The following is a 21015-nucleotide window of genomic DNA, read 5'->3' on the forward strand; positions in this document are numbered from 1 at the left end:
CGGTTTTTTCAGTTAAGCACCGCTACCGCGCTTAAAAAAGTGACATACGCGCCGAATGCGCGGCGCTTTCACCCTCTAAAACCCCTAGCACGCAGCGCTCCATCACCGCTTGCAGCGCCTCGAAACGCACCGGTTTGGTCAAACGCTCAGTGACACCTACGCCCAGGCACCGCTCTCGCTCAGGCACATTCGACGATGTACCCAGGGCGATCACCGGCAATTCTCCCCCACCAGGCAGTGCGCGGATCTGACAGCACACAGAGAAGCTTCCTTCGGGAAGGTCCAACAGAACCGCGTCAAACGCCTGCGCTTGCAGCGCCTCCAACGCCGCAGGGCCACTGTCGACGGTTTTGACCCGATAGCCGAGCTTGAGCAGCATGCCGCGCACGGCCAGTTGACCGACGCTGTTGTCATCCACCAACAACACCGCGCAATCCTGCGGCGCTCGTTGCCGGGCCGGCGCCGGCTTGGCTTCGGACGGAACCGAGCGCACCTGCATTTCGAGCTGGAAGCGACTGCCCTTGCGGGGTTCGGAATGATGGGTGAGGCGCCCGCCGATCAGTTCGATCAATTGCCGGCAGATCGCCAGACCGATGCCCAACCCGCCGTATTCGCGGGTGGTCGATCCATCCAGTTGGAAGAAGCGCTGATACAGCGTGGCCTCATCCAGGGAGGCAAAACCAATGCCGGTGTCAGTCACGATAAAACTCAGGTGCACGCCGCCGTCGCGGTGAGGCACTCCCACCACGCGCAGGCGTACCGAACCTTCGTGGGTGAATTTGAAGGCATTGTCCAGCAGGCAATCCAGGCACTGAATAAGCTTGTCGACATCCCCCTCCAGACGGTCCGGCAGCTCATCCGCCACGTCGATGGAAAACGCCAGGCCCTTGCCCTGGGCGCTGGTATTAAATTGCTGGCGCAGGCTGTTGAGCACGCCACGCAGGCTGAACACGCGGTGTTGCGCACTCAGGCGACCGGCCTGCAATTCGGTGAGGGTGAGGATGCCATTGACCATGCGCATCATGTCCCGCGCGGAGCCGGCGGCGGTCTGATGGTATTGGGCCAGATCGTGACTCAGGGGCACCGTCTGCATGAGTTCCAGGGAACCGATCACGCCGTTCATCGGCGTGCGTAGTTCGTGGGTCAGGGTGGCGAGAAACTCATCCTTGAGCCGGTTGCTGCGGGCCAATTGGGAGTTAAGCACTTCGAGCTTTTGGCTGGCATCGAACAGAATCTGCGCCTGCTGCTCGCGCATGGCGTTGATGCGGTCGGCCAGGGCCAGGGACAGCAGTGCCACTTCAATCGCCGAACCGATCTGACTGGCGTACATGGTCAGGAACATATTGGGCAGATAGCCCAGCACCATCAGGGTGTTGACCACCCCGCCCAGCAGGAACGCCGACCAGGCGATGATGAAGTAACGCGCCACCCTCTGCCCGCAGTACCAGGCCTTGATGGCGGCGACGAAGATGGTCACGGTGAACACCAGCGCCAGGCCCGTGGCCAGACGCAACGCCAGAGCGTAGCTGGTCATCAACGACAGCAGCATGACCACTGCCCCGCACGCCACCAGCGCCAGCAACACACGGTTGATCCAGCGACTGTGTTGAGCGGTGTGCAAAAAGCTGCGCGCGAACAGACTGCCGAACAGCGCCGACGCGCCGATCAGAAACGGTGTCGCGGCGTTCGTCCACCAAGGGTTGTTGGGCCAGAAATATTCCACCGCCGCGCCGTTTACCGACAACTGGTACAGACCGAACGAGGCGATATAGAAGATGTAATACAAGTAGCTGGTGTCGCGCACGCTGAGGTAGATGAACAGGTTATAAACCAGCATCCCCAGCAACACGCCATAGATCAGACCCAGCACATACAGGCGCAGCGGCTGCTGTTCCAGATACGCGGTGCTCGACCAGAGGGTCAGCGGCGCCTGAATCGAGCCCTCGCTCTGCACTCGCAGATAAACGGTTTTATCCTCGCCCGGGGTGAAATCCAACTTGAACAGGTAGTTGTTCTGACGGATCTCGCGACTGGCGAACGGCAACGCATCTCCAGTGCGCCTGACCAAACGATAGGTGCCCGTGCTGTCGGGCAGGTACAGGTCCAGATGGTCCAGCGGCGGGTACGCCAGCTCCAGCAGCCAGGTGCGTCGGGCCTCGGCGTTGTGGGGCACATAGTGCAGATTGAGCTTGAGCCAGAACACCGAACGCGAATAGCCGGCGTTGAGGGTGTCCTTATCGTGGAGCTTGAATTGCGCGAGCGCGGAAGGCGCGCTGACATCGGCAATGGTGAGGGCGGCGCTCGGGTCTTCGAGCACTTGCAGGGCTCGGCCCAGGGGCAGGCTTCGGGTGTCCTGGTTGAACTCAATGGCGCTGGCGAGCATCGGCAGCCCGCACAACAATAGAATCAGCAAATAGCGCATAGAGCCCCAGCGTGGCCTGTCCGGTTATATCAAAAGCCCCCCATTCCTTTTGAGAAGACGTACACCGGCGGTACAGATAAGTTGTTTGAATCCACTCTAGCATAGCCGTTGCAGGCCATTGGACACCATTGAAATAATTTTTTGAAAGGCTCTAGATCAAGGCTTTCAGCGCTGTTTTTCAGGGTTTCAGGCAGCAAAAGAAACTCGCCGGGTGCGACAACATTCAGCCACCGCCCGAAGGCCACGCAAAAAGCGTTTGGTGGTAAGCTCGCCCACCATGAATATCTACAGCTCTCGCCCTGTTGTCCTCTGTCTCTCCGGCCATGATCCCAGTGGTGGCGCCGGCTTGCAGGCAGATATCGAAGCCCTGCTCGCCCAGGGTTGCCATGCGGCTCCGGCCGTCACCGCGCTGACCGTGCAGAACACGGTGAACGTCAGCGACTTCCGCGTGCTCGACCGCGAGTGGGTGCTGGCCCAGGCCAACGCCGTGCTCAGCGACTCCGAGGTGGCGGCGGTCAAGCTGGGCATGCTCGGCTCCACCGCGATGGTCGACACCGTAGTCGAGCTGCTGCAGGCGCACCCGCACCTGCCGGTAGTCTGCGACCCGGTGCTGCGCGCCGGCGGCGGCGGTAGCCTGGGCAAGGACGAAGTGGGCTACGCGATGCGTGAGCGGTTGTTGCCGCTGTCGCTGATCGCCACGCCGAACCTGCCCGAGGCACGTATCCTCGCCGAGCTGCCCGAAGGCACGGCGGACGAGTGCGCCGACAAGCTGCTGCCGTTTATCAAACACCTGTTGATCACCGGTGGTCATGGCGACGAGCATGAAGTGCACAACCGCCTATATAGCCGCGACGGCACGCGCCAGACCTTCACCTGTCAGCGCCTGCCGGGCAGCTATCACGGTTCGGGCTGCACGCTGGCCAGCGCGTTGGCTGGGCGTCTCGCCCAGGGCGAGGGCCTGGTCAGCGCCGTGCAATCGGCCCTCAACTACACTTGGCGCACGTTGCGTGACGCCGAACAACTCGGCCAGGGCCAGTTCGTACCGCGCCGGCTGCCGCTGGATTTCTGCTCGTAGGCGCCTGCTCGCCACTTCAAGGGACATGCCCGATGAAATTACGTGGCCTTTACGCCATAACCGACGGCCAACTGTTGGCCGGCAAATTCCTAGCCTACGTCGAAGCGGCGTTGGACGGTGGCGTGACCCTGCTGCAGTACCGCGACAAAAGCAGCGATGACGCGCGCCGCCTGCGCGAAGCCGAAAAGCTGCGAGAACTGTGCTCGCGCTACAAGACCCAACTGATCATCAACGACGACGCCGAACTGGCCGCGCGCCTGGGCGTCGGCGTGCACTTGGGCCAGACCGACGGCCCGCTCACCCCGGCCCGTGCGTTGCTCGGCCCCAAAGCCATTATCGGCGCCACCTGCCACAGCCAGATCGAACTGGCCGAACAGGCCGCCAAAGAAGGCGCCAGTTACGTGGCGTTTGGCCGCTTCTTCAATTCCAACACCAAGCCCGGCGCCCCGGCCGCCACGCTGGAGATGCTGGCCGAAGCGCATCAGCGCCTGCATGTGCCCATCTGCGTGATCGGCGGCATCACTCTGGAGAACGCCGAACCGCTGGTGGCCCAGGGCGCCGACCTGCTCGCCGTGGTCCACGGCCTGTTCGGTGCCGACAGCACCCAGGAAGTGACGCGCCGCGCCCGCGCCTTCAACGACCTTCTTAAATCTTCAGTTTAGAGAGCCCGCCCATGTCCCGTTCCGAAACCCTGTTTGCCAATGCCCAGAAACACATCCCCGGTGGTGTGAACTCCCCCGTGCGTGCGTTCAAAAGTGTGGGCGGCACGCCGTTGTTCTTCAAACATGCCGAAGGCGCCTACGTCACTGACGAAGACGACAAGCGCTACGTGGACTACGTGGGCTCGTGGGGCCCGATGATCCTCGGCCACAGCCATCCGGACGTGCTGGACGCCGTGCGCAAGCAGTTGGAACACGGCCTGTCCTATGGCGCGCCGACCGCCATGGAAACCGAGATGGCTGACCTGGTGTGCTCCATCGTGCCGTCGATGGAAATGGTGCGCATGGTCAGTTCCGGCACCGAAGCCACCATGAGTGCGATCCGCCTGGCTCGCGGCTTTACCGGGCGCGACAGCATCATCAAGTTCGAAGGCTGCTACCACGGCCACTCCGACAGCCTGCTGGTCAAGGCCGGGTCCGGCGCGCTGACCCAAGGCGTACCGAGCTCGGCCGGTGTGCCGGCGGCGTTCGCCAAACACACCCTGACCCTGCCCTTCAACGACATCGCTGCCGTGGAGCACATGCTCAGTGAAGTCGGCCAGGACGTGGCGTGCATCATCGTCGAGCCGGTGGCGGGCAACATGAACTGCGTACCGCCGGCGCCGGGCTTCCTCGAAGGCCTGCGCGAGCAATGCGACAAACATGGCGTGGTGCTGATCTTCGACGAGGTGATGACCGGTTTCCGCGTCGCCTTGGGCGGCGCGCAGGCGTACTACGGCGTCACGCCGGACCTGAGCACCTTCGGCAAGATCATCGGCGGCGGTATGCCGGTGGGCTGCTTCGGCGGCAAGCGCGAAATCATGCAGCACATCGCCCCACTGGGCCCGGTGTACCAGGCCGGCACGCTGTCGGGTAACCCGCTGGCCATGGCCGCCGGCCTGACCACCCTGCGGTTGATCAGCCGTCCGGGCTTCCACGCCGAACTGACCGACTACACCACGCGCCTGCTCGACGGCCTGCAACAGCGCGCCGATGCGGCCGGTATCCCATTCGTCACCACCCAGGCCGGCGGTATGTTCGGCCTGTATTTCAGCGGCGCCGACGATATCGTCACCTTCGACGACGTGATGGGCAGCGATGCGGACCTGTTCAAGCGCTTCTTCCACCTGATGCTCGAGGGCGGCGTTTACCTGGCGCCAAGCGCGTTCGAAGCCGGTTTCACCTCCATCGCCCATGGCGACGCCGAGTTGAAACTGACCCTGGATGCCGCTGAACGCGCCTTCGCCGCTCTGAAATAAACATTTGAAACCGGTAGGCGCCACCCCAGTGGCGCCTGATGGACTACTTTGCCTACGGATATTTCCGAGTTTTTTCGAGAAATAACCTGCAATCCGGCAGATAACTTGCCCAACCAGCAGAAAAACGAGTAAAGACTTTGTAAGCAGGGGCCTGCTTATTTCATAATGCGCGCTTATTGGATCCCACGAGGATCCGCGCGCCCCGTCAGAGGTAAGTCGATTCCCATGAAACGCACCGGCCGCACCCTGGTTCTGGGCTGCCTGTTGCTCCTTCAGCCGCTGCTGGCACATGCACAAGCAGGCGGCAACTCGTTGTTAATCCCAGCGATGGGTCGTTGCACCCTCAATACCCAGCCAGACAGCCAGGCCGAAGCGCTGAGCGCGTGCCAGAAACAGGCCGACGACGGGGATGCCCAGGCGCAATACGAGTTGGGCGAGTACTACCATGACAGCAAAAACCCCGCTCGCGACCTCAACAAAGCCCTGAGCTATTTCGAAAAAGCATCGTTACAGGGCCACGCGCAGGCGCAATTCGAGCTGGGTAACATGTTCTTCCACGGTGAAGGTGTACCGGCCAATAACGTCCAGGCTTACATCGTGTTGAAAATGGCGGCGGTCAACGGCGCCGAAGACGCGCTGGACACCGCCGACGAAGTCGCCGAACACATGCAGCGCGATGAACTGGAAGTGGCTACCCAGGTACTGGGTCAGATCTTCCGCAAGTACCTGCTGGAATTGCAAAGCGCCGACGGGCGTTCGCCCTTCTCGCCCCTGCCTTGATAACTAAGGCGACAAGAGGTCTCCCTGGCGATAGGCATGTGCGCCTGCGACATGCGCGATCGTCATCCCCGCGGTCGCCATTCGCCGTATAGACCGAACGTACAAGAGCCCGGCGTACGTGCAGGCCACGTGTGTCACACGGTCTGTGATCGGATCAATGATTTCGGCCAGGATTTGCCCCGCCTCCACGTACTCCCCGACCTGCGCGCAAAACACAATCAGCCCACCCACCGGAGTCTTTACGGGCTCCACTCCCGCCAAGGGTGTTGGTGGATTGAGCAAGGGCGGCATAGGTAACGCTTGGCCTTCAATGACACCGCGCTGCATCAAGAAGTTGATTATCCCTTGGCAATCCCTGCGTGCCAGCCGATGGTCGACATCGGCAACACCCCGCAACTCCACGGTCACTGCAAAACCGGGCGCACAAAAGCGCCCGTTGAACCTCTCCTGCATCTGCTCCCAAAACAACGTAAAGCACTCATCGAAAGAGTGCCCGCCAGCCTGCTTGGTCAAAAAACACGCTTCGGCGCCCAAGTAACGAGCCAACGGTTCCACTTGTGGCCAGAAATCCGGCGACAGATACAAGTGCTGCACTGCTTCAAAATCACAATGTAAGTCCATCACCAAGTCGGCATCACAGGACAGTGTCTGCAGGATCAAGCGCATGGAATGCAGTTGTGTGGCGGGCACTTGGCTGGCAAGCGTTCGTAGCAGAGTCGAACGGATCAAGCGTAGGTTGCTGACAGGATCTTCGGTCAAGATGTCTTGCACACTGTCGCCGACCTGCTGGCTGACATCCAAGAACAAGCGATTGAAGTTTTCCCGACTCTCGTTATCGAAACGCCCCTGCGGCACGTCCATCAGCACCTGCTCCAGCCCCAGCGGATTGGCCACCGGCACGAGCACCACAGCGCAGCGCAACAACCCGGCGGCCTCCAACTGCGCAAGTTGCTGCTTCAGATGCCACACCACCAACATTCCCGGCAACTCATCGGCGTGCAGTGAGGCTTGGATGTAAACCTTGCCCGCCGCTGCGGTCGGGCCGTAATGAAAACTATGGATCCGCCGTACCGTACCCGGCACGGCCGCCAGCAATTCGTGCGTCTGAATTTGCATAACAGTCTCCTATCGGCCCACATCGAGAAAACGCAGCCAACGCCGTTCAGCGAGACGAAACAAACCGACCAGCGCAAAAGTAATACACAGGTAAAGGAGTGCAGCGAGGCCGAAGGATTGGAAGGTCAGAAAGGTCGCGGCATTGGCATCCCGCGCGACTTTGAGGATGTCCGGTACCGTAGCCGTGAACGCCAACGTGGTGGAATGCAGCATGAAAATCACCTCATTGCTGTAGTAGGGCAATGATCGGCGCAGTGCCGAGGGCAAAATCAAGTGCACGTATAGCTTCCACCCATCGAACCCCAAGGAGCGCGCGGCCTCGATTTCACCCCGTGGCATCGCGCGAATGGCGCCGGCCAATATTTCTGTCGTGTAAGCACCTGTATTCAGGGCGAACGCAAGCAGCGTGCAGTTGAGCGCCTCGCGGAAGAACGCATCCAGGACCGGCTGTTCTCGCACGGCGGCGATGCTGTAGATGCCGGTGTAGAAGATCAGCAATTGCATATACAGCGGCGTGCCGCGAAACAGGTAAGTGAAGGTACGCACCGGCCAACGCAGCCAGCACCGGGGAGAGTCCCTGGCGATGGACAATGGCAACGCCAGTATCAGCCCGAAACACAGCGAAGCGCTGGTCAGCCATAACGTCATGGCCAAACCGGTGAGTTGATGGCCGTCGGAGTAAATGAACGGCCGCCAATACGTCTGTATCAACTCAATCATCGTGACGGCTCCTGCGCACCCACGCCGTATCGACGCTCCAGCCAACGCAAGGCGAGGTTGGAAACGCTGCTGAGCAGCAGGTAGATCAACGCCGCCAACAGCAGGAAAGGCAACAACAGTTGGCTGCCCTTGCCTGCCATCTGAGCCACTTTGATCAGATCCGCTAAACCAATGACCGACACCAGGGCCGTGGCCTTGAGTAATACCATCCAGTTATTGCCCAGCCCCGGCAGGGCGAGCCGCATCATTTGCGGGAACACCACATGCACAAACCCCTGAGTGAACGTCATACCAAGCGCCTTGGCGGCCTGGAATTGGCCGCGTGGTACAGCCAGCAAAGCCCCCCGAAAGGTTTCGGTGAAATACGCGCCGTAGATGAATCCCAACGTGAGCACGCCAGCACTCAAAGGGTCGATTTCGATGTAATCCCATCCCAAAGCGCGGGTCAGGCGGCTCAAGCCGGTTTGTGCCCCATAAAAAATCAGCAACATCAACAGCAGGTCTGGCACACCCCGTACCAGCGTGGTGTAGAGCTGCGCCCATAGGCGCAAGAGACGCAAGCCGGATAATTTGGCCGCCGCACCGAGCAAGCCCAACAGAAGTCCCAACAGCACTGATAGCAGTGCCAGTTGCAGGGTGACGCAGACGCCAAGCAGCAAAAGCGGTGCATACGCGTCCAGCGTCGAGATGAAATGAGTGAACGTGACTGGCATCGCTCGCGCCCTCGTCGACGATTGAAAGGCGGTTATTGACCGCTGTACATGTTCACACCAGGAAAATACTGGTCTTGCAGGCGCGCGTAGGTGCCATCGGCGTGCAGCGCGGCCAGCCCTTTATCCAGCAAGGTTTTCAAGGCGTGGTTGCCCTTGGCGATGCCGATGGCGCTTTTGGAGGGCATTAAATCGCTTTCAATCAACGGTCCCATGACGAACCCGGCTCCCTGAGGTAACCGCAGGAAGCCACTTTGCGCCTGCTGGGCATCTTGCAGGGAGGCGTGCAAACGCCCTGCGACCAAGTCGGCATACACCTGCTCCTGGTCGGCATACGCCACGACTCTCATGCCTTGGGTGGCGAGCACTTGGCGAGCGTAGGTTTCCTGGATACTGCCTTGCAGATAGCCAACGGCCATGCCCTTGCCCAGCTCGGTGCCGGGGCGTAAGACCATGGCCGTAGGGCTGGAAAACACTTCGGATGAGAAATCGATCACCTGCTCCCGGGCATCGGTCACGGTCATCGACGCCAGAATCGCGTCGATCTTGCCAGCGTTCAGGCTGGGGATAAGCCCGTCGAAATCGCTTTCAACCCATCGGCAACTAACGTTCAACTGTTTGCAAAGGGCATTGCCGATATCAACTTCGAAGCCGGTCAACTTTCCCGCATTGTTCTTATAAGCAAACGGGGCATAGTTAGGATCCACACCAAAACGAATAACGGTGTATTCCTTGGCAAACAGCGAAGTATTTAAAAAAAGAAGCATGAGAAGAAACAGGCATATTTTTTTCATTGTTGTATTTCTCTCGTGATTGATTAACGACGGATTGACTACACCTCGATAAAAGGAATTTCTCTACGAACAACTAAAGAATGGGCTGGCGCATCAAACTCCCGCGCATGCCGATGCCCCGAATAAACAGCCGCGGCGATGGTGCCAGGTGCCAGGCTGTCGCCAACCAAGGTGAGCGTGCCAATGCCACGCTCGTGCAGAATTTCCGGGGTGCTGGCCAACGCCTGATAAAGCGACTGCTCAGGCTCGCGCGAGGTGACCAGCAACACCGATGCGGCAGGCAGCCGGCGCGTACGCCCGGTGTAGACACACGCAACCTCCATACCTTCCGGTGCCGCATTGACCAGCGTATGGGACGGGACGATTGTGATGTTAAGTTCCAGCAAACGGCGCTGGATGCGGTGTTGCTCCAGGGTGTTGTGCGTCCACGCCGCCACATCCGCCGCCGGAGTGACGAAGACCACCTCTACACCCTGCGCCACCAACCATTCGGCCAGCACGCTGCCCATGTAGTAATGATCGTCGTCAAACAGCAGCACCGGCGAAGGCGGCACTGCGCCAGCCATCAGATCGTCTGGGGTCAGCACCGGGAGGCATTCGAGGCCCGGTAATGCAACGCGCAGAGCACGGCCCAGACCGTCCCGCCGCCAGTGCGAGCCGGTGGCGATAACCACATGCTCGGCCGCGAAATCGAGTACGTCTTGGGCCTGCAGGGGGCTCTCACGGTAAATGTCGACCGATGGCAGGCGGCTCAACGCATACAGCCGATAGTCAACGACCCGCGCCCAACTCGCCAGGCCCGGGAGCCGGGATTCCAGCGCTACACGCCCACCCAGGGTACGCCGGCTGTCGACCAGCGCCACCTGCATCCCACGCGCGCCAAGCACCCGCGCGCACTCCAGCCCCGCGGGGCCGGCGCCCACCACCAGGGCAAGGCCGGGCTGACGGACTTGATGGAGGTTCTCCGGGTGCCAGCCGCGCCGCCATTCCTCGCCCATGGTGGGGTTCTGCGTACAGCGCACAGGCGTACTGGTGTGGTCACCACTCACGCAAATATTGCAGCCAATACACTCACGGATCTCGTCCGCACGCCCCTCTTGGATCTTTCGCGGCAGAAACGGATCGGCAATCGACGGACGAGCCGCGCCGATCAGGTCGAGCACCCCGCGGCGTACCAGAGAGACCATGGTGTCCGGGGAGGTAAAGCGCCCGACGCCCACCACCGGCTTACTCGTAAGCGCCTTGAGCCCCAGCAGGAAGGCTTCCTGATAACCTTCCGCGGCGAAACGTGCCGTCATACTGTCGTTTGCCCAGTCGGCGACATTTACGTCCCATAGGTCCGGCAGGTCGGCCAGCCTCGAAAAAATCTCCGCCCCCTCGCCCTCGCGACATAGGCCGCCAGCCATCTGCTCATCCACGGCCAGACGCACCGCCACGGCGCAACGCCCTCCCACCGCATCGCGGGTGTCTTCAATCAGCTCTCGCAACAGGCGCACGCGATTCTCCAGCACACCACCGTACTCATCGGTGCGCCGGTTGTTACGCTGGGTCAGAAAATGAAAGGCCACGCTCAGGTCATGTCCGGCGTAGACGTAGATGATGTCGAACCCTGCCGCTTGCGCCCCTAATGCGGCAGCCCTGTGCAGGGCGCGCAGCTGACGGATATCGGCTAGGCTCATGGCCCGCGCCTGTACAGGGTCGTACCCGCGCACAGGTGTATTCGAGGGAGCCCAGGGGATTTCCCGGCTATAGCGATTGGGCGCCGCATAGCCGTTGAAGGCCAACTCCACACCGGCCAGCGAGCCGTATTGATGTACCTCCTCGCACATGCGCGCCAGGGCAGGAATGTCGCGTTCATCCCACAAACGCGCCTCAATGCAGGGAGAAAATTCGCTCAACGGGCTGATTTCGCACTCTTCGGTGCAGACCACGCCCCACCCGCCCTCAGCTTTTATACCGCGCATGCGGGCCATGGCCGATGGATGTACATGCCCCATGCCATTGCAGTGCGGCACTTGATAAAAGCGGTTAGGAGCGCGAACGGGGCCGATGAGGACCGGTTCAAACAGAATGTCATAGCGTGAATCGCGCACAGGGATACTCCCGAACGGATACGTTCTTTGAAGACTGCTATAAGAAACTCGGCGACAACTAACGGCTTTATAAATGAGGTGACAACCTACTCAGACACTCACCCTGTTAAAGTCGAATCAACGTGACAGCTCAATAACAAGAACATCAAGATCCAGGCCCATTATTACGGCGAGACTTGAGGTGATTTGTTATTGGCATCGTTATATCGCCCTCCAGACACAAACAAAATCTGCTATTTTTTAAACAGAATGTCTATGTACTAGAGGGCAAAATCAGAAACGCCCTACAAAATAGTTGAGCCTTACTTTTCAGGCATCGGCATCGGAAACGGCATGACATTGCTCATGCCCCGCGCTTCGCTGATCTTCGGTGTACCCAGGCGCTCGACTTCATCGATGCGCACGATCGAGTGCATCGGCACAAAGCTGCGCACTACACCTTCGAACTGCGCCTTGAGCTTTTCCTCGCCCGGATCGACGACCAACTGGGTGCGCTCGCCAAAGACGAACTCTTCCACTTCCAGGAAGCCCCACAGATCACTTTGATAGATCTGCTTGGCGTACATCTCGAACACCTGGCCCTGGTTGAGGAAAATCACCTTGTAGATTGGAGCTTCACGTTTGGTCATGGTGGGCGAACAACACATCGGGGATATAAAAGAGGGCGCGAACTATAGCATGGCACCCGATGCACAGCGCTAGGAACCAATGGGCATGCCCCCTATAATGCGCGGTTCTTTACCACCAGTTGACGATTCCCATGGCCAAGAAGCTTTACATCGAAACCCACGGTTGCCAGATGAACGAGTACGACAGCTCGCGCATGGTAGACCTGCTGGGTGAACACCAGGCCCTGGAAGTCACCGCCCGCGCCGAAGATGCCGACGTGATCCTGCTCAATACCTGCTCGATCCGCGAACGGGCCCAGGACCGTGTGTACTCGCAGTTGGGTCGCTGGCGCGAATTGAAACTGGCCAACCCGGACATGGTGATCGCCGTCGGCGGTTGCGTGGCCAGTCAGGAAGGCGCTGCAATCCGCGATCGCGCGCCCTATGTCGACGTGGTTTTCGGCCCGCAGACCCTGCATCGCCTACCCGAGATGATCGACGCCGCGCGCACCAGCAAGCTGCCGCAGGTTGACGTGTCATTTCCTGAAATCGAAAAATTCGACCACTTGCCCGAGCCGCGCATCGACGGGCCCAGCGCCTATGTGTCGGTGATGGAAGGTTGCAGCAAGTACTGCACGTTCTGCGTGGTGCCCTACACCCGTGGCGAAGAAGTCAGCCGTCCATTTGACGATGTGCTGTCGGAAATCATCCACCTGGCCGAGAACGGCGTGCGCGAAGTGACCCTGCTGGGTCAGAACGTCAACGGTTATCGCGGCCAGACCCACGACGGGCGGCTGGCGGACCTTGCCGAACTGATCCGCGTGGTCGCGGCGGTGGACGGCATCGAGCGCATCCGCTACACCACTTCGCACCCGTTGGAGTTCTCCGACAGCCTGATCCAGGCCCACGCCGAAGTGCCGGAACTGGTCAAACACCTGCATTTGCCGGTGCAATCGGGCTCGGACCGCATTCTGGCGGCCATGAAGCGCAACCATACGGCCCTGGAATACAAATCCAAGCTGCGCAAATTGCGCGCAGCCGTACCGGGGATTTGCATAAGCTCGGACTTTATCGTCGGTTTCCCCGGCGAAACCGAGAAAGATTTCCAGCAAACCATGAAACTGATCGAAGACGTCGGCTTCGACTTCTCCTACTCGTTCGTCTACAGCCAACGCCCCGGCACCCCGGCGGCGGACCTGGTGGACGAAACCCCGGAGACCGTGAAAAAAGAACGCCTGAATGCCCTGCAACATCGCCTGAATCAGCAGGGCTTCGAGATCAGCCGACAAATGGTCGGTTCGATCCAGCGCATCCTGGTCACCGACTATTCCAAGAAAGACCCCGGCGAACTGCAAGGCCGCACCGAGAATAACCGGATCGTCAATTTCCGTTGTGATAATCCAACATTGATCGGTCAGTTTGCCGATGTGCACATCGATGCGGCGCAGCCGCATTCGTTGCGCGGCTCGCTGGTGCAATAAACGTGGGAGGGGGCTTGCCCCCGATGGCGGCGAATCAGACCACTCATTTATTGCCGGCACACCGCTATCGGGGGCGAGCCCCCCACCTACATTGGAACCGTGCAACATTCCAATGACGTAAGTGCTTTCGTACCCGCGTCACTGGCGTTATCCTCTCTTTCACTTAAACAGCCAAAGGGCGGCTAAAAGCAACCTTGAACGCACCCATAGCAGAACCCCATCGTTTTCTCCTCGAGCCATTTGAGGCTCGCCGTTTCGCCAATCTGTGCGGACAGTTCGACGAGCACTTGCGTCTGATCGAACAACGCCTGAGCATCGAGATCCGCAACCGCGGCAATCAGTTCGAACTCATTGGCGACCCCCAGCACACCACGTCCGCAGAAAACCTGTTGCGCCGTCTCTACCGCGAGACGAAGGGCAGCGAGTTGTCACCGGAAACCGTGCACCTGTACCTGCAGGAATCGGCCGTGGAAGACCTGGCCAACAACCCTGTAGCCGAAGCCAGCGTGGCCCTGCGCACCAAGAAAGGCATGATTCGCCCACGCGGCTTGAATCAGCAGCGCTACGTCAAGGAAATCCTCGGCAACGACATCAACTTCGGCATCGGCCCGGCCGGTACCGGCAAGACCTACCTGGCCGTGGCCTGCGCGGTGGATGCTCTGGAACGCGAGCAAGTACGCCGCATTCTGCTGGTACGCCCAGCGGTCGAGGCCGGTGAAAAGCTCGGCTTCCTGCCCGGTGACCTGGCCCAGAAGATCGACCCCTACCTGCGCCCCCTCTACGACGCGCTCTACGAGATGCTCGGCTTCGAGTACGTGGCCAAGCTGATCGAGCGCCAGGTGATCGAGATCGCTCCGCTGGCCTACATGCGCGGCCGTACCTTGAACAACAGTTTCATTATCCTCGACGAAAGCCAGAACACTACCGTCGAGCAGATGAAGATGTTCCTCACCCGTATCGGTTTCGGCTCCACGGCCGTGATTACCGGCGACGTCACCCAGGTCGACCTGCCCAAGGGCACCAAGTCCGGCCTCGCCCAGGTGATCGAGGTACTCAAGGACGTTCCGGGTATCAGCTTCACGCACTTTATGCCCAAGGACGTGGTGCGCCACCCGCTGGTGCAGCGCATTGTCGAAGCCTACGAGCGCTTCGACCATCGCGATGATGCCCCGGCCAAGGACGTTCGCGGCGATGCTTGAACTGGATCTGCAGTTGGCTACCGACGCGCCAGCCCCCAGCGAGGAGCAGTTTCGCCAATGGTGTGCACTGGCACTGCGCCAGCGCAGCGCCGACTCGGAGCTGACCATCCGTCTGGTGGGCGAGGCCGAGGGCCGCGAGCTGAACCACACCTGGCGCCACAAGGACTACGCGACCAACGTGCTGTCCTTCCCCGCCGATGTTCCCGACGAGTTGCTGGACATTCCATTGCTGGGCGACCTGGTGATCTGCGTCGAAGTCGTCGAGCGTGAAGCCAGGGAACAAGGCAAGGAACTTGAGGCGCATTGGGCCCATCTAGTCATCCACGGCTGCTTGCATCTCTTGGGTTACGACCATATAGACGATGACGAAGCCGAGGAAATGGAAGCACTGGAACGAACGTTGCTTGCGCAATTGGGTCATCCCGACCCTTATGCCGATGACGAAGCTTAAAAAACACTCAACTGTAACAACAAAGGATTCAGAGTAATCGCTATGAGCGAAGACCGATCGAGCAACGGGCAGAAGTCATGGCTGGGTAAACTGACCCAGGCTTTTGCCCACGAGCCGAAAAACCGCCAGGAGCTGCTGGAGCTGCTGCGCGAGGCCCATCAGAACAAGTTGCTGGACAGCGAAGCGCTGGCCATCGTCGAAGGCGCCATCCAGGTGGCTGACCTGCAGGTCCGGGACATCATGGTCCCGCGTTCGCAGATGATCAGCATCAAGGCGACCCAGACCCCACGGGAGTTCCTCCCGGCCGTGATCGACTCGGCGCACTCGCGCTACCCGGTGATCGGCGAAAGCCATGACGACGTCATGGGCGTGCTGCTGGCCAAGGATCTGCTACCGCTGATCCTCAAAGAGAACGGCGACAGCTTCAACATCAAGGATCTGCTGCGCCCGGCCACCTTCGTGCCCGAGTCCAAGCGCCTGAACGTGCTGCTGCGCGAATTCCGCGCCAACCACAACCACATGGCCATCGTGATTGACGAATACGGCGGCGTGGCGGGCCTGGTGACCATCGAAGACGTACTGGAACAGATCGTCGGCGACATCGAAGACGAACACGACGTCGAAGAAGACAGCTACATCAAGCCCCTGCCCAGCGGCGACTTCCTGATCAAGGCGTTGACGCCGATCGAGAACTTCAACGAGTTCTTTGACAGCGAATTCTCCGACGACGAGTTCGACACAGTGGGCGGTTTGGTGATGAGCGCGTTTGGCCACCTGCCCAAGCGCAACGAAACCACCGAAATCGGCGCCTATCGCTTCCGCATCCTGAATGCCGACAGCCGTCGTATCCACTTGATTCGCCTGACACCTATCGCCCGCTAAGGACTGACATGCGCCGTCTTATCGCACCCGGCTGGCCCGGTAACCTGCTGGCCGTGGTGGCCGGCGCCATCACTACCCTGGCGCTGGCGCCGTTCGATTTGTGGCCATTTGCGCTGGTGGCCGTCGGGCTGTTCTATATCGGCCTGCGAGAGCTGACACCGCGCCAGGCCTTGGGGCGTGGCTGGTGCTTCGGTTTCGGCCTGTTCGGTGCCGGCACCAGCTGGATCTACTACAGCATCCACCACTTCGGCGGCGCTTCGGTGCTGCTGGCGGGGTTCCTGATGCTATTGTTCACGGCCGCCATTGCCTGGTTCTTCGCCCTGCCCGCCTGGCTGTGGGCACGCTGGCTACGCCGCAACGAAGCGCCGCTGGCGGACGCCCTGACATTCGCAGCGCTATGGGTGGGTCAAGAGGCCTTTCGCGGCTGGTTCCTCACCGGTTTCCCGTGGCTCTATTCCGGCTACAGTCAACTCGATGGCCCACTGGCAGGGCTGGCCCCGCTCGGCGGGATGTGGCTGATTTCCTTTGCCCTGGCGCTCACGGCTGCCGTGCTGTGCAACCTGCCGCGCCTGCTGGCCGCCAAACGCAATGGCTTTGTCGCCGCGGGCCTGGTGCTGCTGGTCGCGCCATGGGGCATCGGGCTGGCGCTCAAACATCATGCCTGGACCGAGCCATCCGGCGCTCCGTTGAAGGTGGCCGCGATCCAGGGCAACATCGAACAGAGCATGAAGTGGGACCCGCAGCAGCTCAATGCGCAATTGGCGCTGTACCGCGACATGAGTTTCAGCTCCAAGCCTGTGGACCTGCTGGTCTGGCCCGAAACAGCGGTGCCGGTGCTCAAGGAGTCGGTGGAGGGTTACCTGGGGATGATGGGGCGGTTCGCGGCCGACCGGCATACCGCGCTGATTACCGGCGTGCCGATTCGTCAGGAAGTGCACCACCAGAAGCGTTACTTCAACGGCATCACCGTAGTGGGCGAAGGCGACGGCACCTACCTGAAGCAAAAACTGGTGCCTTTCGGTGAGTACGTACCGTTGCAGGACATATTGCGCGGGCTGATTGCGTTCTTCGACCTGCCGATGTCGGACTTTGCCCGTGGCCCCTCCGACCAGGCCATGCTGCAAGCCAAGGGTTATCAGATCGCCCCGTTCATCTGCTACGAAGTGGTTTACCCCGAGTTTGCCGCAGGCCTTTCAGCCCAGAGCGACCTGTTGCTGACCATTAGCAACGACACCTGGTTCGGGCGCTCCATCGGCCCTCTGCAACACCTGCAAATGGCGCAGATGCGTGCGCTGGAAGCGGGGCGCTGGATGATCCGCGCCACCAACAACGGCGTGACCGGGCTGATCAACCCGTTCGGACAGATCACCGTGCAGATCCCGCAGTTCGAACGCGGCATCCTGTATGGCGAAGTAGTGCCCATGCATAACCTGACGCCGTACCTGCAATGGCGTTCGTGGCCGTTGATCATCGTGTGTCTGGGGCTGTTTGGCTGGGCGCTGCTGGCGGGCCGCCTGTCGAAAATCGGCTGACAAGAGCCCCACCCGCAGGCAGGGCTTTCTCCGAGGAGAAAGCCCTTGCACCTACCTTAGCGTCATGGCGATTCTGCCGGTGATTGCCATGCCCGACCCAGCCAGTTTCACGCGTCGCCCGTAATAATCCATGTGACCGTCGACAACGGCCAGCATATGGCCGGGGGTATACATCGAGCCCGTTCCGCCCTTTCGTAGCTCGCGCATCGACGCGGCGACCATCTGGTGCTTCAGCCCCAACCGTCGTAATGCCTCACCTGGATAATCACCTGAACTGAGCATTTGCAGCGCCGAGGCAAAGGTTTCACTGCTGCGCTCGTAAAACTTGTCGAGCTGCATGCGTTTGGCGCTGACCGCATATAAAAACTGGGCGTTAACCAGCACATCATTGGAACCGTCGCCTATAAATCCCGAAGCGGCGGCAGCCTGCCGGATTTCGTCATGAGTAATGAAGAGTTTATAGCCGTCCCTCATCCTCACATTGAACCCATCAGCCGTTGCCTCTATTTTTTTATAGATATGATGAGGGTTGTGACCAAACTTCATCATGGCCAGTTTAATCGCCGAAATAACCACTGAATTTCCACTGCCGCCCTGGTAGAAATCGCGGAAGATATTCGTCGGGATAACGCTGGGTGAATCCGCATCGCCCTTGATCAATGAATTGCCGGGCTCTGCTCCGTTGTCGAGCCTGGCATACGCCTGGTTTGCGGACGGTCTATTAAGAGGCGACCGGTACGATGAATAGGTGTTTTCGTTATTGTTGCGCTGGGCGGTGACAGGCTGACCGTAACGCCCCTCGTAAAAACTGTTAGCGACTCTGGACACGCTCATCAGCAGTATTCCTTACTTACTTGATTGGTTTAGATCAGTTTGGCGCCATAACGCCAATGAAAGTCCTTATAGACGCTGGTCTTGGTGCCCCACATATCAAGCGCGCCATCGACTACCGCCATTTGGTGCGGCCCATTGCAGAGAACTCCGATGGCACCCTCGGCCAGTTCCCTCACGGTGGTAGGCGCCATATGCGCCCGCAATCCCAGGCGAATAAGCCCCTCGCCCGCAAGCTCTCCATCGGCGAGCGTCACCATGGCATCCTCGAAGCTCTCTTCGGCGTTTCCGTCATTGTTTTCAAGCTGCGCTCGTTTGGCACTGACGGCGTATAGAAACTGCGCATTGATAAGAACATCCTCCGAGTGACCCGGCCTAAGTCCGGCACCTTCTTGAGCCTCTTCCAATTCCTCAAAGGAAATATGCAACTTGAAAGAGTCCCGCATGGTGACTTCAAAACCGTCCTTAACTTCGGTGATTTGCTTGTAGATGCCATGAGGGTTATGGCCGAACTTAGCCATGGCGGCCTTGATTGCACTGACGGTGACGCAGTTACCCACCCCTTCCTGAGAGAACGCCCCCCAAATATGGGTCGGTTTTATGCCGGCATTCTCCGCGTTGCCCCGGATAAATTTTCGATGCGGCGTCTCGGGAACATCTGAACCCGAATCTACGCCGAGCGCCGAGCGTTCCAATGGCGGGCTATGGGGCTGAAGCACTGATCGTGTTTGATCAGGAATCAACTTAGTAGCGGGTAATGTCCTGTGCTGCTGCCCACCCATACGTGCGGACAGCGTAGTGATCATGTTATTTAACTCGCGCAACATGTCAGTGATCGCGGAGAACGAAGCCTGGGCATGGGGGGCCGCACTTTTGGCTGCTGCGCCATCGGGGCGCGCAACCCTGTCGAACGCCCCTGCCCCGTGCGGCCTTTCAGGCGCAGCACCCACATAACTTTTATGCACCTCAGCCTGATAACGCCCGTAGTAACCATTTACGGGGCTGGCAACCGAATGACTCATACCTCTTTCTCCCTGGTTTTCATTAACAGCCACGGCCAGCCAAGACTAACCGGCACTCATCAACAGATAGCCCTAATAACCCTTGAAATATCTTCCATCAGAGGCTCAGTAATTATGTTGCCGTACCTTTCTTTCACGAGGACCTTTGGCCAATTCAGTGGTGCTGATCGCGTCGCGCAATCCAAGCGCCGCCAGAATTTCATGTTTGTTCGTATTAAATGGCGTGAGCGCTAATACACCGGCATAGGTGCGCATTTTCGGAATTTTTTCAGCAGATGAGCGCGTCCAAGGTTCATTGTCCGCGAAGTGCTTCGCTTGCTCAGTCAAATAGATACGCTTGCACAGAACCCCAAATAAAAACGAAGCATCGTTCACCATGCCTTCATCGAAGCCCACAAACCCACAGGCCTTGGACGCCAAGTGCAACTCTTTATGAGTGATATTTAACGCGACACCATCTTTCATAATAATGTCGTACCCGCCAGGCACGGCCGTTACTTTTTCCAGGACACTGTCCACACTCTGGCCATACTTCGACATGGCCAACTTAATGACTTCCAAATAAGGAACACGGCTGTCATGGCCCAACCACGGGTACGGCTTGTATTGCCAGGACACCCCCGCTTTCAGATCATCCGGTTTTTGCCCCTTGGGTTTTCCAGACAACTCCACCGCCCAATCGTCTTCATTGATCACTTCGCTCCATATCCGCCGCCATTCATAATCCTCAAGTGCAACGCCTGCGCCGCCATGCTTGCCATCAGCGAAGTCCAGTGCATCAAACGGATCAAGCTCCTCGTCAGCCACAGGCAAGCGGTCTACGAGGTGCCTGACCTTGATATCAACTGCTGGCAGAGCTTCGAGTTCACGCGGTTTGGGCGCGATAATCGAGGGTGGCTTGGGCGCTACGTCGGTCGCGGGCGCCGGCAATATCGCGTCGGCATCCAAAAACTGTTTCAAGCTGTCGGTGACGTTTTTCAATAACAAAAGCAACGTCGTCAGCGTTTGACCTAATTGCGCGTCGTCCTGTTTTAAAGGGCCAAGAACGTTAGGGCTGTAAGCCGTGAAATGCTCACCTCGTTTCGCTGACAAGTTTCCCGCTCCAGATGTAGCAGGAGCCTCTTCACCGGCAAAGGCATTACCCAACCGGCTTACTCGGTGATTATTTGCTGTTGATAATATATTCACACAACTCCGCCTCTCTAGGTCAATTAGCACATAGTTCACCACGGAAACACTTGCGACAACTTAACGTACGAGGGGAGCGATTAATTTATCCCACAAGTTTAATTTGTCGCACTGCGCAGCGTCAGTGTTCGCACAGACTAGTGGCAGCCAACTT

Annotated in this window: 19 protein-coding genes; 9 read left to right on the forward strand and 10 right to left on the reverse strand. The window is 59.3% G+C overall.

Features of this window, described 5'->3' with window-relative positions; translation table 11 throughout:
• Positions 1-31: 31 nt before the first annotated feature.
• Positions 32-2422, reverse strand: coding sequence for a hybrid sensor histidine kinase/response regulator (locus tag YA0848_RS30075; protein WP_034115190.1), 2391 nt, complete (start codon positions 2420-2422; stop codon positions 32-34).
• Between the two features lie 277 nt (positions 2423-2699).
• On the opposite strand from YA0848_RS30075, the gene YA0848_RS30080 reads away from it, so the two are divergent.
• From YA0848_RS30080 to YA0848_RS30095, 4 genes are all read left to right on the forward strand, one after another.
• Positions 2700-3497: a hydroxymethylpyrimidine/phosphomethylpyrimidine kinase gene (locus YA0848_RS30080; RefSeq protein WP_034100888.1), complete on the forward strand. Its 798-nt coding sequence runs from the start codon at positions 2700-2702 to the stop codon at positions 3495-3497.
• A gap of 32 nt (positions 3498-3529) precedes the next feature.
• Positions 3530-4159: a thiamine phosphate synthase gene (gene thiE, locus YA0848_RS30085; protein WP_034100889.1), complete on the forward strand. Its 630-nt coding sequence runs from the start codon at positions 3530-3532 to the stop codon at positions 4157-4159.
• A gap of 11 nt (positions 4160-4170) precedes the next feature.
• Positions 4171-5454 carry a glutamate-1-semialdehyde 2,1-aminomutase gene (gene hemL / locus YA0848_RS30090; protein ID WP_034100890.1) on the forward strand — a complete coding sequence of 428 codons (1284 nt, stop codon included), beginning with the start codon at positions 4171-4173 and terminating at the stop codon, positions 5452-5454.
• A gap of 225 nt (positions 5455-5679) precedes the next feature.
• Positions 5680-6234 carry a tetratricopeptide repeat protein gene (locus tag YA0848_RS30095; RefSeq protein ID WP_034100891.1) on the forward strand — a complete coding sequence of 185 codons (555 nt, stop codon included), beginning with the start codon at positions 5680-5682 and terminating at the stop codon, positions 6232-6234.
• Positions 6235-6237: 3 nt separating this feature from the next.
• Here YA0848_RS30095 and YA0848_RS30100 read toward each other — a convergent pair whose 3' ends face one another.
• From YA0848_RS30100 to YA0848_RS30125, 6 genes are all read right to left on the reverse strand, one after another.
• Positions 6238-7350, reverse strand: a complete 1113-nt coding sequence (locus tag YA0848_RS30100) for a succinylglutamate desuccinylase/aspartoacylase family protein (RefSeq protein ID WP_169903394.1) — start codon at positions 7348-7350, stop codon at positions 6238-6240.
• A gap of 9 nt (positions 7351-7359) precedes the next feature.
• Positions 7360-8070, reverse strand: coding sequence for an ABC transporter permease (locus YA0848_RS30105; protein WP_169903393.1), 711 nt, complete (start codon positions 8068-8070; stop codon positions 7360-7362).
• Complete coding sequence (locus tag YA0848_RS30110; RefSeq protein WP_034100894.1) at positions 8067-8783, reverse strand: ABC transporter permease; 717 nt, start codon at positions 8781-8783, stop codon at positions 8067-8069. Before YA0848_RS30110 ends, YA0848_RS30105 begins: the two co-directional genes overlap by 4 nt.
• Before the next feature lie 32 nt (positions 8784-8815).
• Positions 8816-9574: a transporter substrate-binding domain-containing protein gene (locus tag YA0848_RS30115; RefSeq protein WP_034100895.1), complete on the reverse strand. Its 759-nt coding sequence runs from the start codon at positions 9572-9574 to the stop codon at positions 8816-8818.
• Positions 9575-9612: 38 nt separating this feature from the next.
• Complete coding sequence (locus YA0848_RS30120; RefSeq protein WP_169903392.1) at positions 9613-11667, reverse strand: oxidoreductase; 2055 nt, start codon at positions 11665-11667, stop codon at positions 9613-9615.
• A 302-nt stretch (positions 11668-11969) separates the two neighbouring features.
• On the reverse strand, positions 11970-12296 hold the full coding sequence (locus YA0848_RS30125; RefSeq protein WP_003215457.1) for a DUF1820 family protein: 327 nt from the start codon (positions 12294-12296) through the stop codon (positions 11970-11972).
• Positions 12297-12427: 131 nt separating this feature from the next.
• Between YA0848_RS30125 and miaB the strand changes: the two genes are divergently transcribed.
• The 5 genes from miaB to lnt all read left to right on the forward strand — a co-directional run bounded on the left by miaB (position 12428) and on the right by lnt (position 17820).
• Positions 12428-13756: a tRNA (N6-isopentenyl adenosine(37)-C2)-methylthiotransferase MiaB gene (gene miaB / locus YA0848_RS30130; protein ID WP_034100897.1), complete on the forward strand. Its 1329-nt coding sequence runs from the start codon at positions 12428-12430 to the stop codon at positions 13754-13756.
• A 194-nt stretch (positions 13757-13950) separates the two neighbouring features.
• Complete coding sequence (locus YA0848_RS30135) at positions 13951-14955, forward strand: PhoH family protein (RefSeq protein ID WP_169903391.1); 1005 nt, start codon at positions 13951-13953, stop codon at positions 14953-14955.
• Positions 14948-15406 carry an rRNA maturation RNase YbeY gene (gene ybeY / locus YA0848_RS30140; protein ID WP_034100899.1) on the forward strand — a complete coding sequence of 153 codons (459 nt, stop codon included), beginning with the start codon at positions 14948-14950 and terminating at the stop codon, positions 15404-15406. The genes YA0848_RS30135 and ybeY overlap by 8 nt, the downstream gene beginning before the upstream one ends.
• A 42-nt stretch (positions 15407-15448) precedes the next feature.
• Entirely contained in the window at positions 15449-16288 is an 840-nt protein-coding gene (locus YA0848_RS30145; protein WP_010206772.1) for an HlyC/CorC family transporter, read from the forward strand.
• Positions 16289-16296: 8 nt separating this feature from the next.
• Entirely contained in the window at positions 16297-17820 is a 1524-nt protein-coding gene (gene lnt, locus YA0848_RS30150) for an apolipoprotein N-acyltransferase (RefSeq protein WP_034115195.1), read from the forward strand.
• Positions 17821-17871: 51 nt separating this feature from the next.
• Here lnt and YA0848_RS30155 read toward each other — a convergent pair whose 3' ends face one another.
• The 3 genes from YA0848_RS30155 to YA0848_RS30165 all read right to left on the reverse strand — a co-directional run bounded on the left by YA0848_RS30155 (position 17872) and on the right by YA0848_RS30165 (position 20861).
• Positions 17872-18654, reverse strand: coding sequence for a hypothetical protein (locus YA0848_RS30155; protein WP_169903390.1), 783 nt, complete (start codon positions 18652-18654; stop codon positions 17872-17874).
• 29 nt (positions 18655-18683) lie between these two features.
• Entirely contained in the window at positions 18684-19673 is a 990-nt protein-coding gene (locus YA0848_RS30160; RefSeq protein WP_232925211.1) for a hypothetical protein, read from the reverse strand.
• Between the two features lie 105 nt (positions 19674-19778).
• Positions 19779-20861, reverse strand: a complete 1083-nt coding sequence (locus YA0848_RS30165) for a hypothetical protein (RefSeq protein ID WP_152331839.1) — start codon at positions 20859-20861, stop codon at positions 19779-19781.
• Between the last annotated feature and the right edge of the window lie 154 nt (positions 20862-21015).

Source organism: Pseudomonas sp. S4_EA_1b (assembly GCF_016307435.1).
GTDB classification, from domain to species: Bacteria; Pseudomonadota; Gammaproteobacteria; order Pseudomonadales; family Pseudomonadaceae; genus Aquipseudomonas; species Aquipseudomonas rhodesiae.

Coding starts and splice junctions, on each gene's coding strand:
- YA0848_RS30075 (WP_034115190.1), bottom strand. CDS start 2,422: ATGCGCTATTTGCTGATTCTATTGTTGTGCGGGCTGCCGATGCTCGCC.
- YA0848_RS30080 (WP_034100888.1), top strand. CDS start 2,700: ATGAATATCTACAGCTCTCGCCCTGTTGTCCTCTGTCTCTCCGGCCAT.
- thiE (WP_034100889.1), top strand. CDS start 3,530: ATGAAATTACGTGGCCTTTACGCCATAACCGACGGCCAACTGTTGGCC.
- hemL (WP_034100890.1), top strand. CDS start 4,171: ATGTCCCGTTCCGAAACCCTGTTTGCCAATGCCCAGAAACACATCCCC.
- YA0848_RS30095 (WP_034100891.1), top strand. CDS start 5,680: ATGAAACGCACCGGCCGCACCCTGGTTCTGGGCTGCCTGTTGCTCCTT.
- YA0848_RS30100 (WP_169903394.1), bottom strand. CDS start 7,350: ATGCAAATTCAGACGCACGAATTGCTGGCGGCCGTGCCGGGTACGGTA.
- YA0848_RS30105 (WP_169903393.1), bottom strand. CDS start 8,070: ATGATTGAGTTGATACAGACGTATTGGCGGCCGTTCATTTACTCCGAC.
- YA0848_RS30110 (WP_034100894.1), bottom strand. CDS start 8,783: ATGCCAGTCACGTTCACTCATTTCATCTCGACGCTGGACGCGTATGCA.
- YA0848_RS30115 (WP_034100895.1), bottom strand. CDS start 9,574: ATGAAAAAAATATGCCTGTTTCTTCTCATGCTTCTTTTTTTAAATACT.
- YA0848_RS30125 (WP_003215457.1), bottom strand. CDS start 12,296: ATGACCAAACGTGAAGCTCCAATCTACAAGGTGATTTTCCTCAACCAG.
- miaB (WP_034100897.1), top strand. CDS start 12,428: ATGGCCAAGAAGCTTTACATCGAAACCCACGGTTGCCAGATGAACGAG.
- ybeY (WP_034100899.1), top strand. CDS start 14,948: ATGCTTGAACTGGATCTGCAGTTGGCTACCGACGCGCCAGCCCCCAGC.
- YA0848_RS30145 (WP_010206772.1), top strand. CDS start 15,449: ATGAGCGAAGACCGATCGAGCAACGGGCAGAAGTCATGGCTGGGTAAA.
- lnt (WP_034115195.1), top strand. CDS start 16,297: ATGCGCCGTCTTATCGCACCCGGCTGGCCCGGTAACCTGCTGGCCGTG.
- YA0848_RS30155 (WP_169903390.1), bottom strand. CDS start 18,654: ATGAGCGTGTCCAGAGTCGCTAACAGTTTTTACGAGGGGCGTTACGGT.
- YA0848_RS30160 (WP_232925211.1), bottom strand. CDS start 19,673: ATGAGTCATTCGGTTGCCAGCCCCGTAAATGGTTACTACGGGCGTTAT.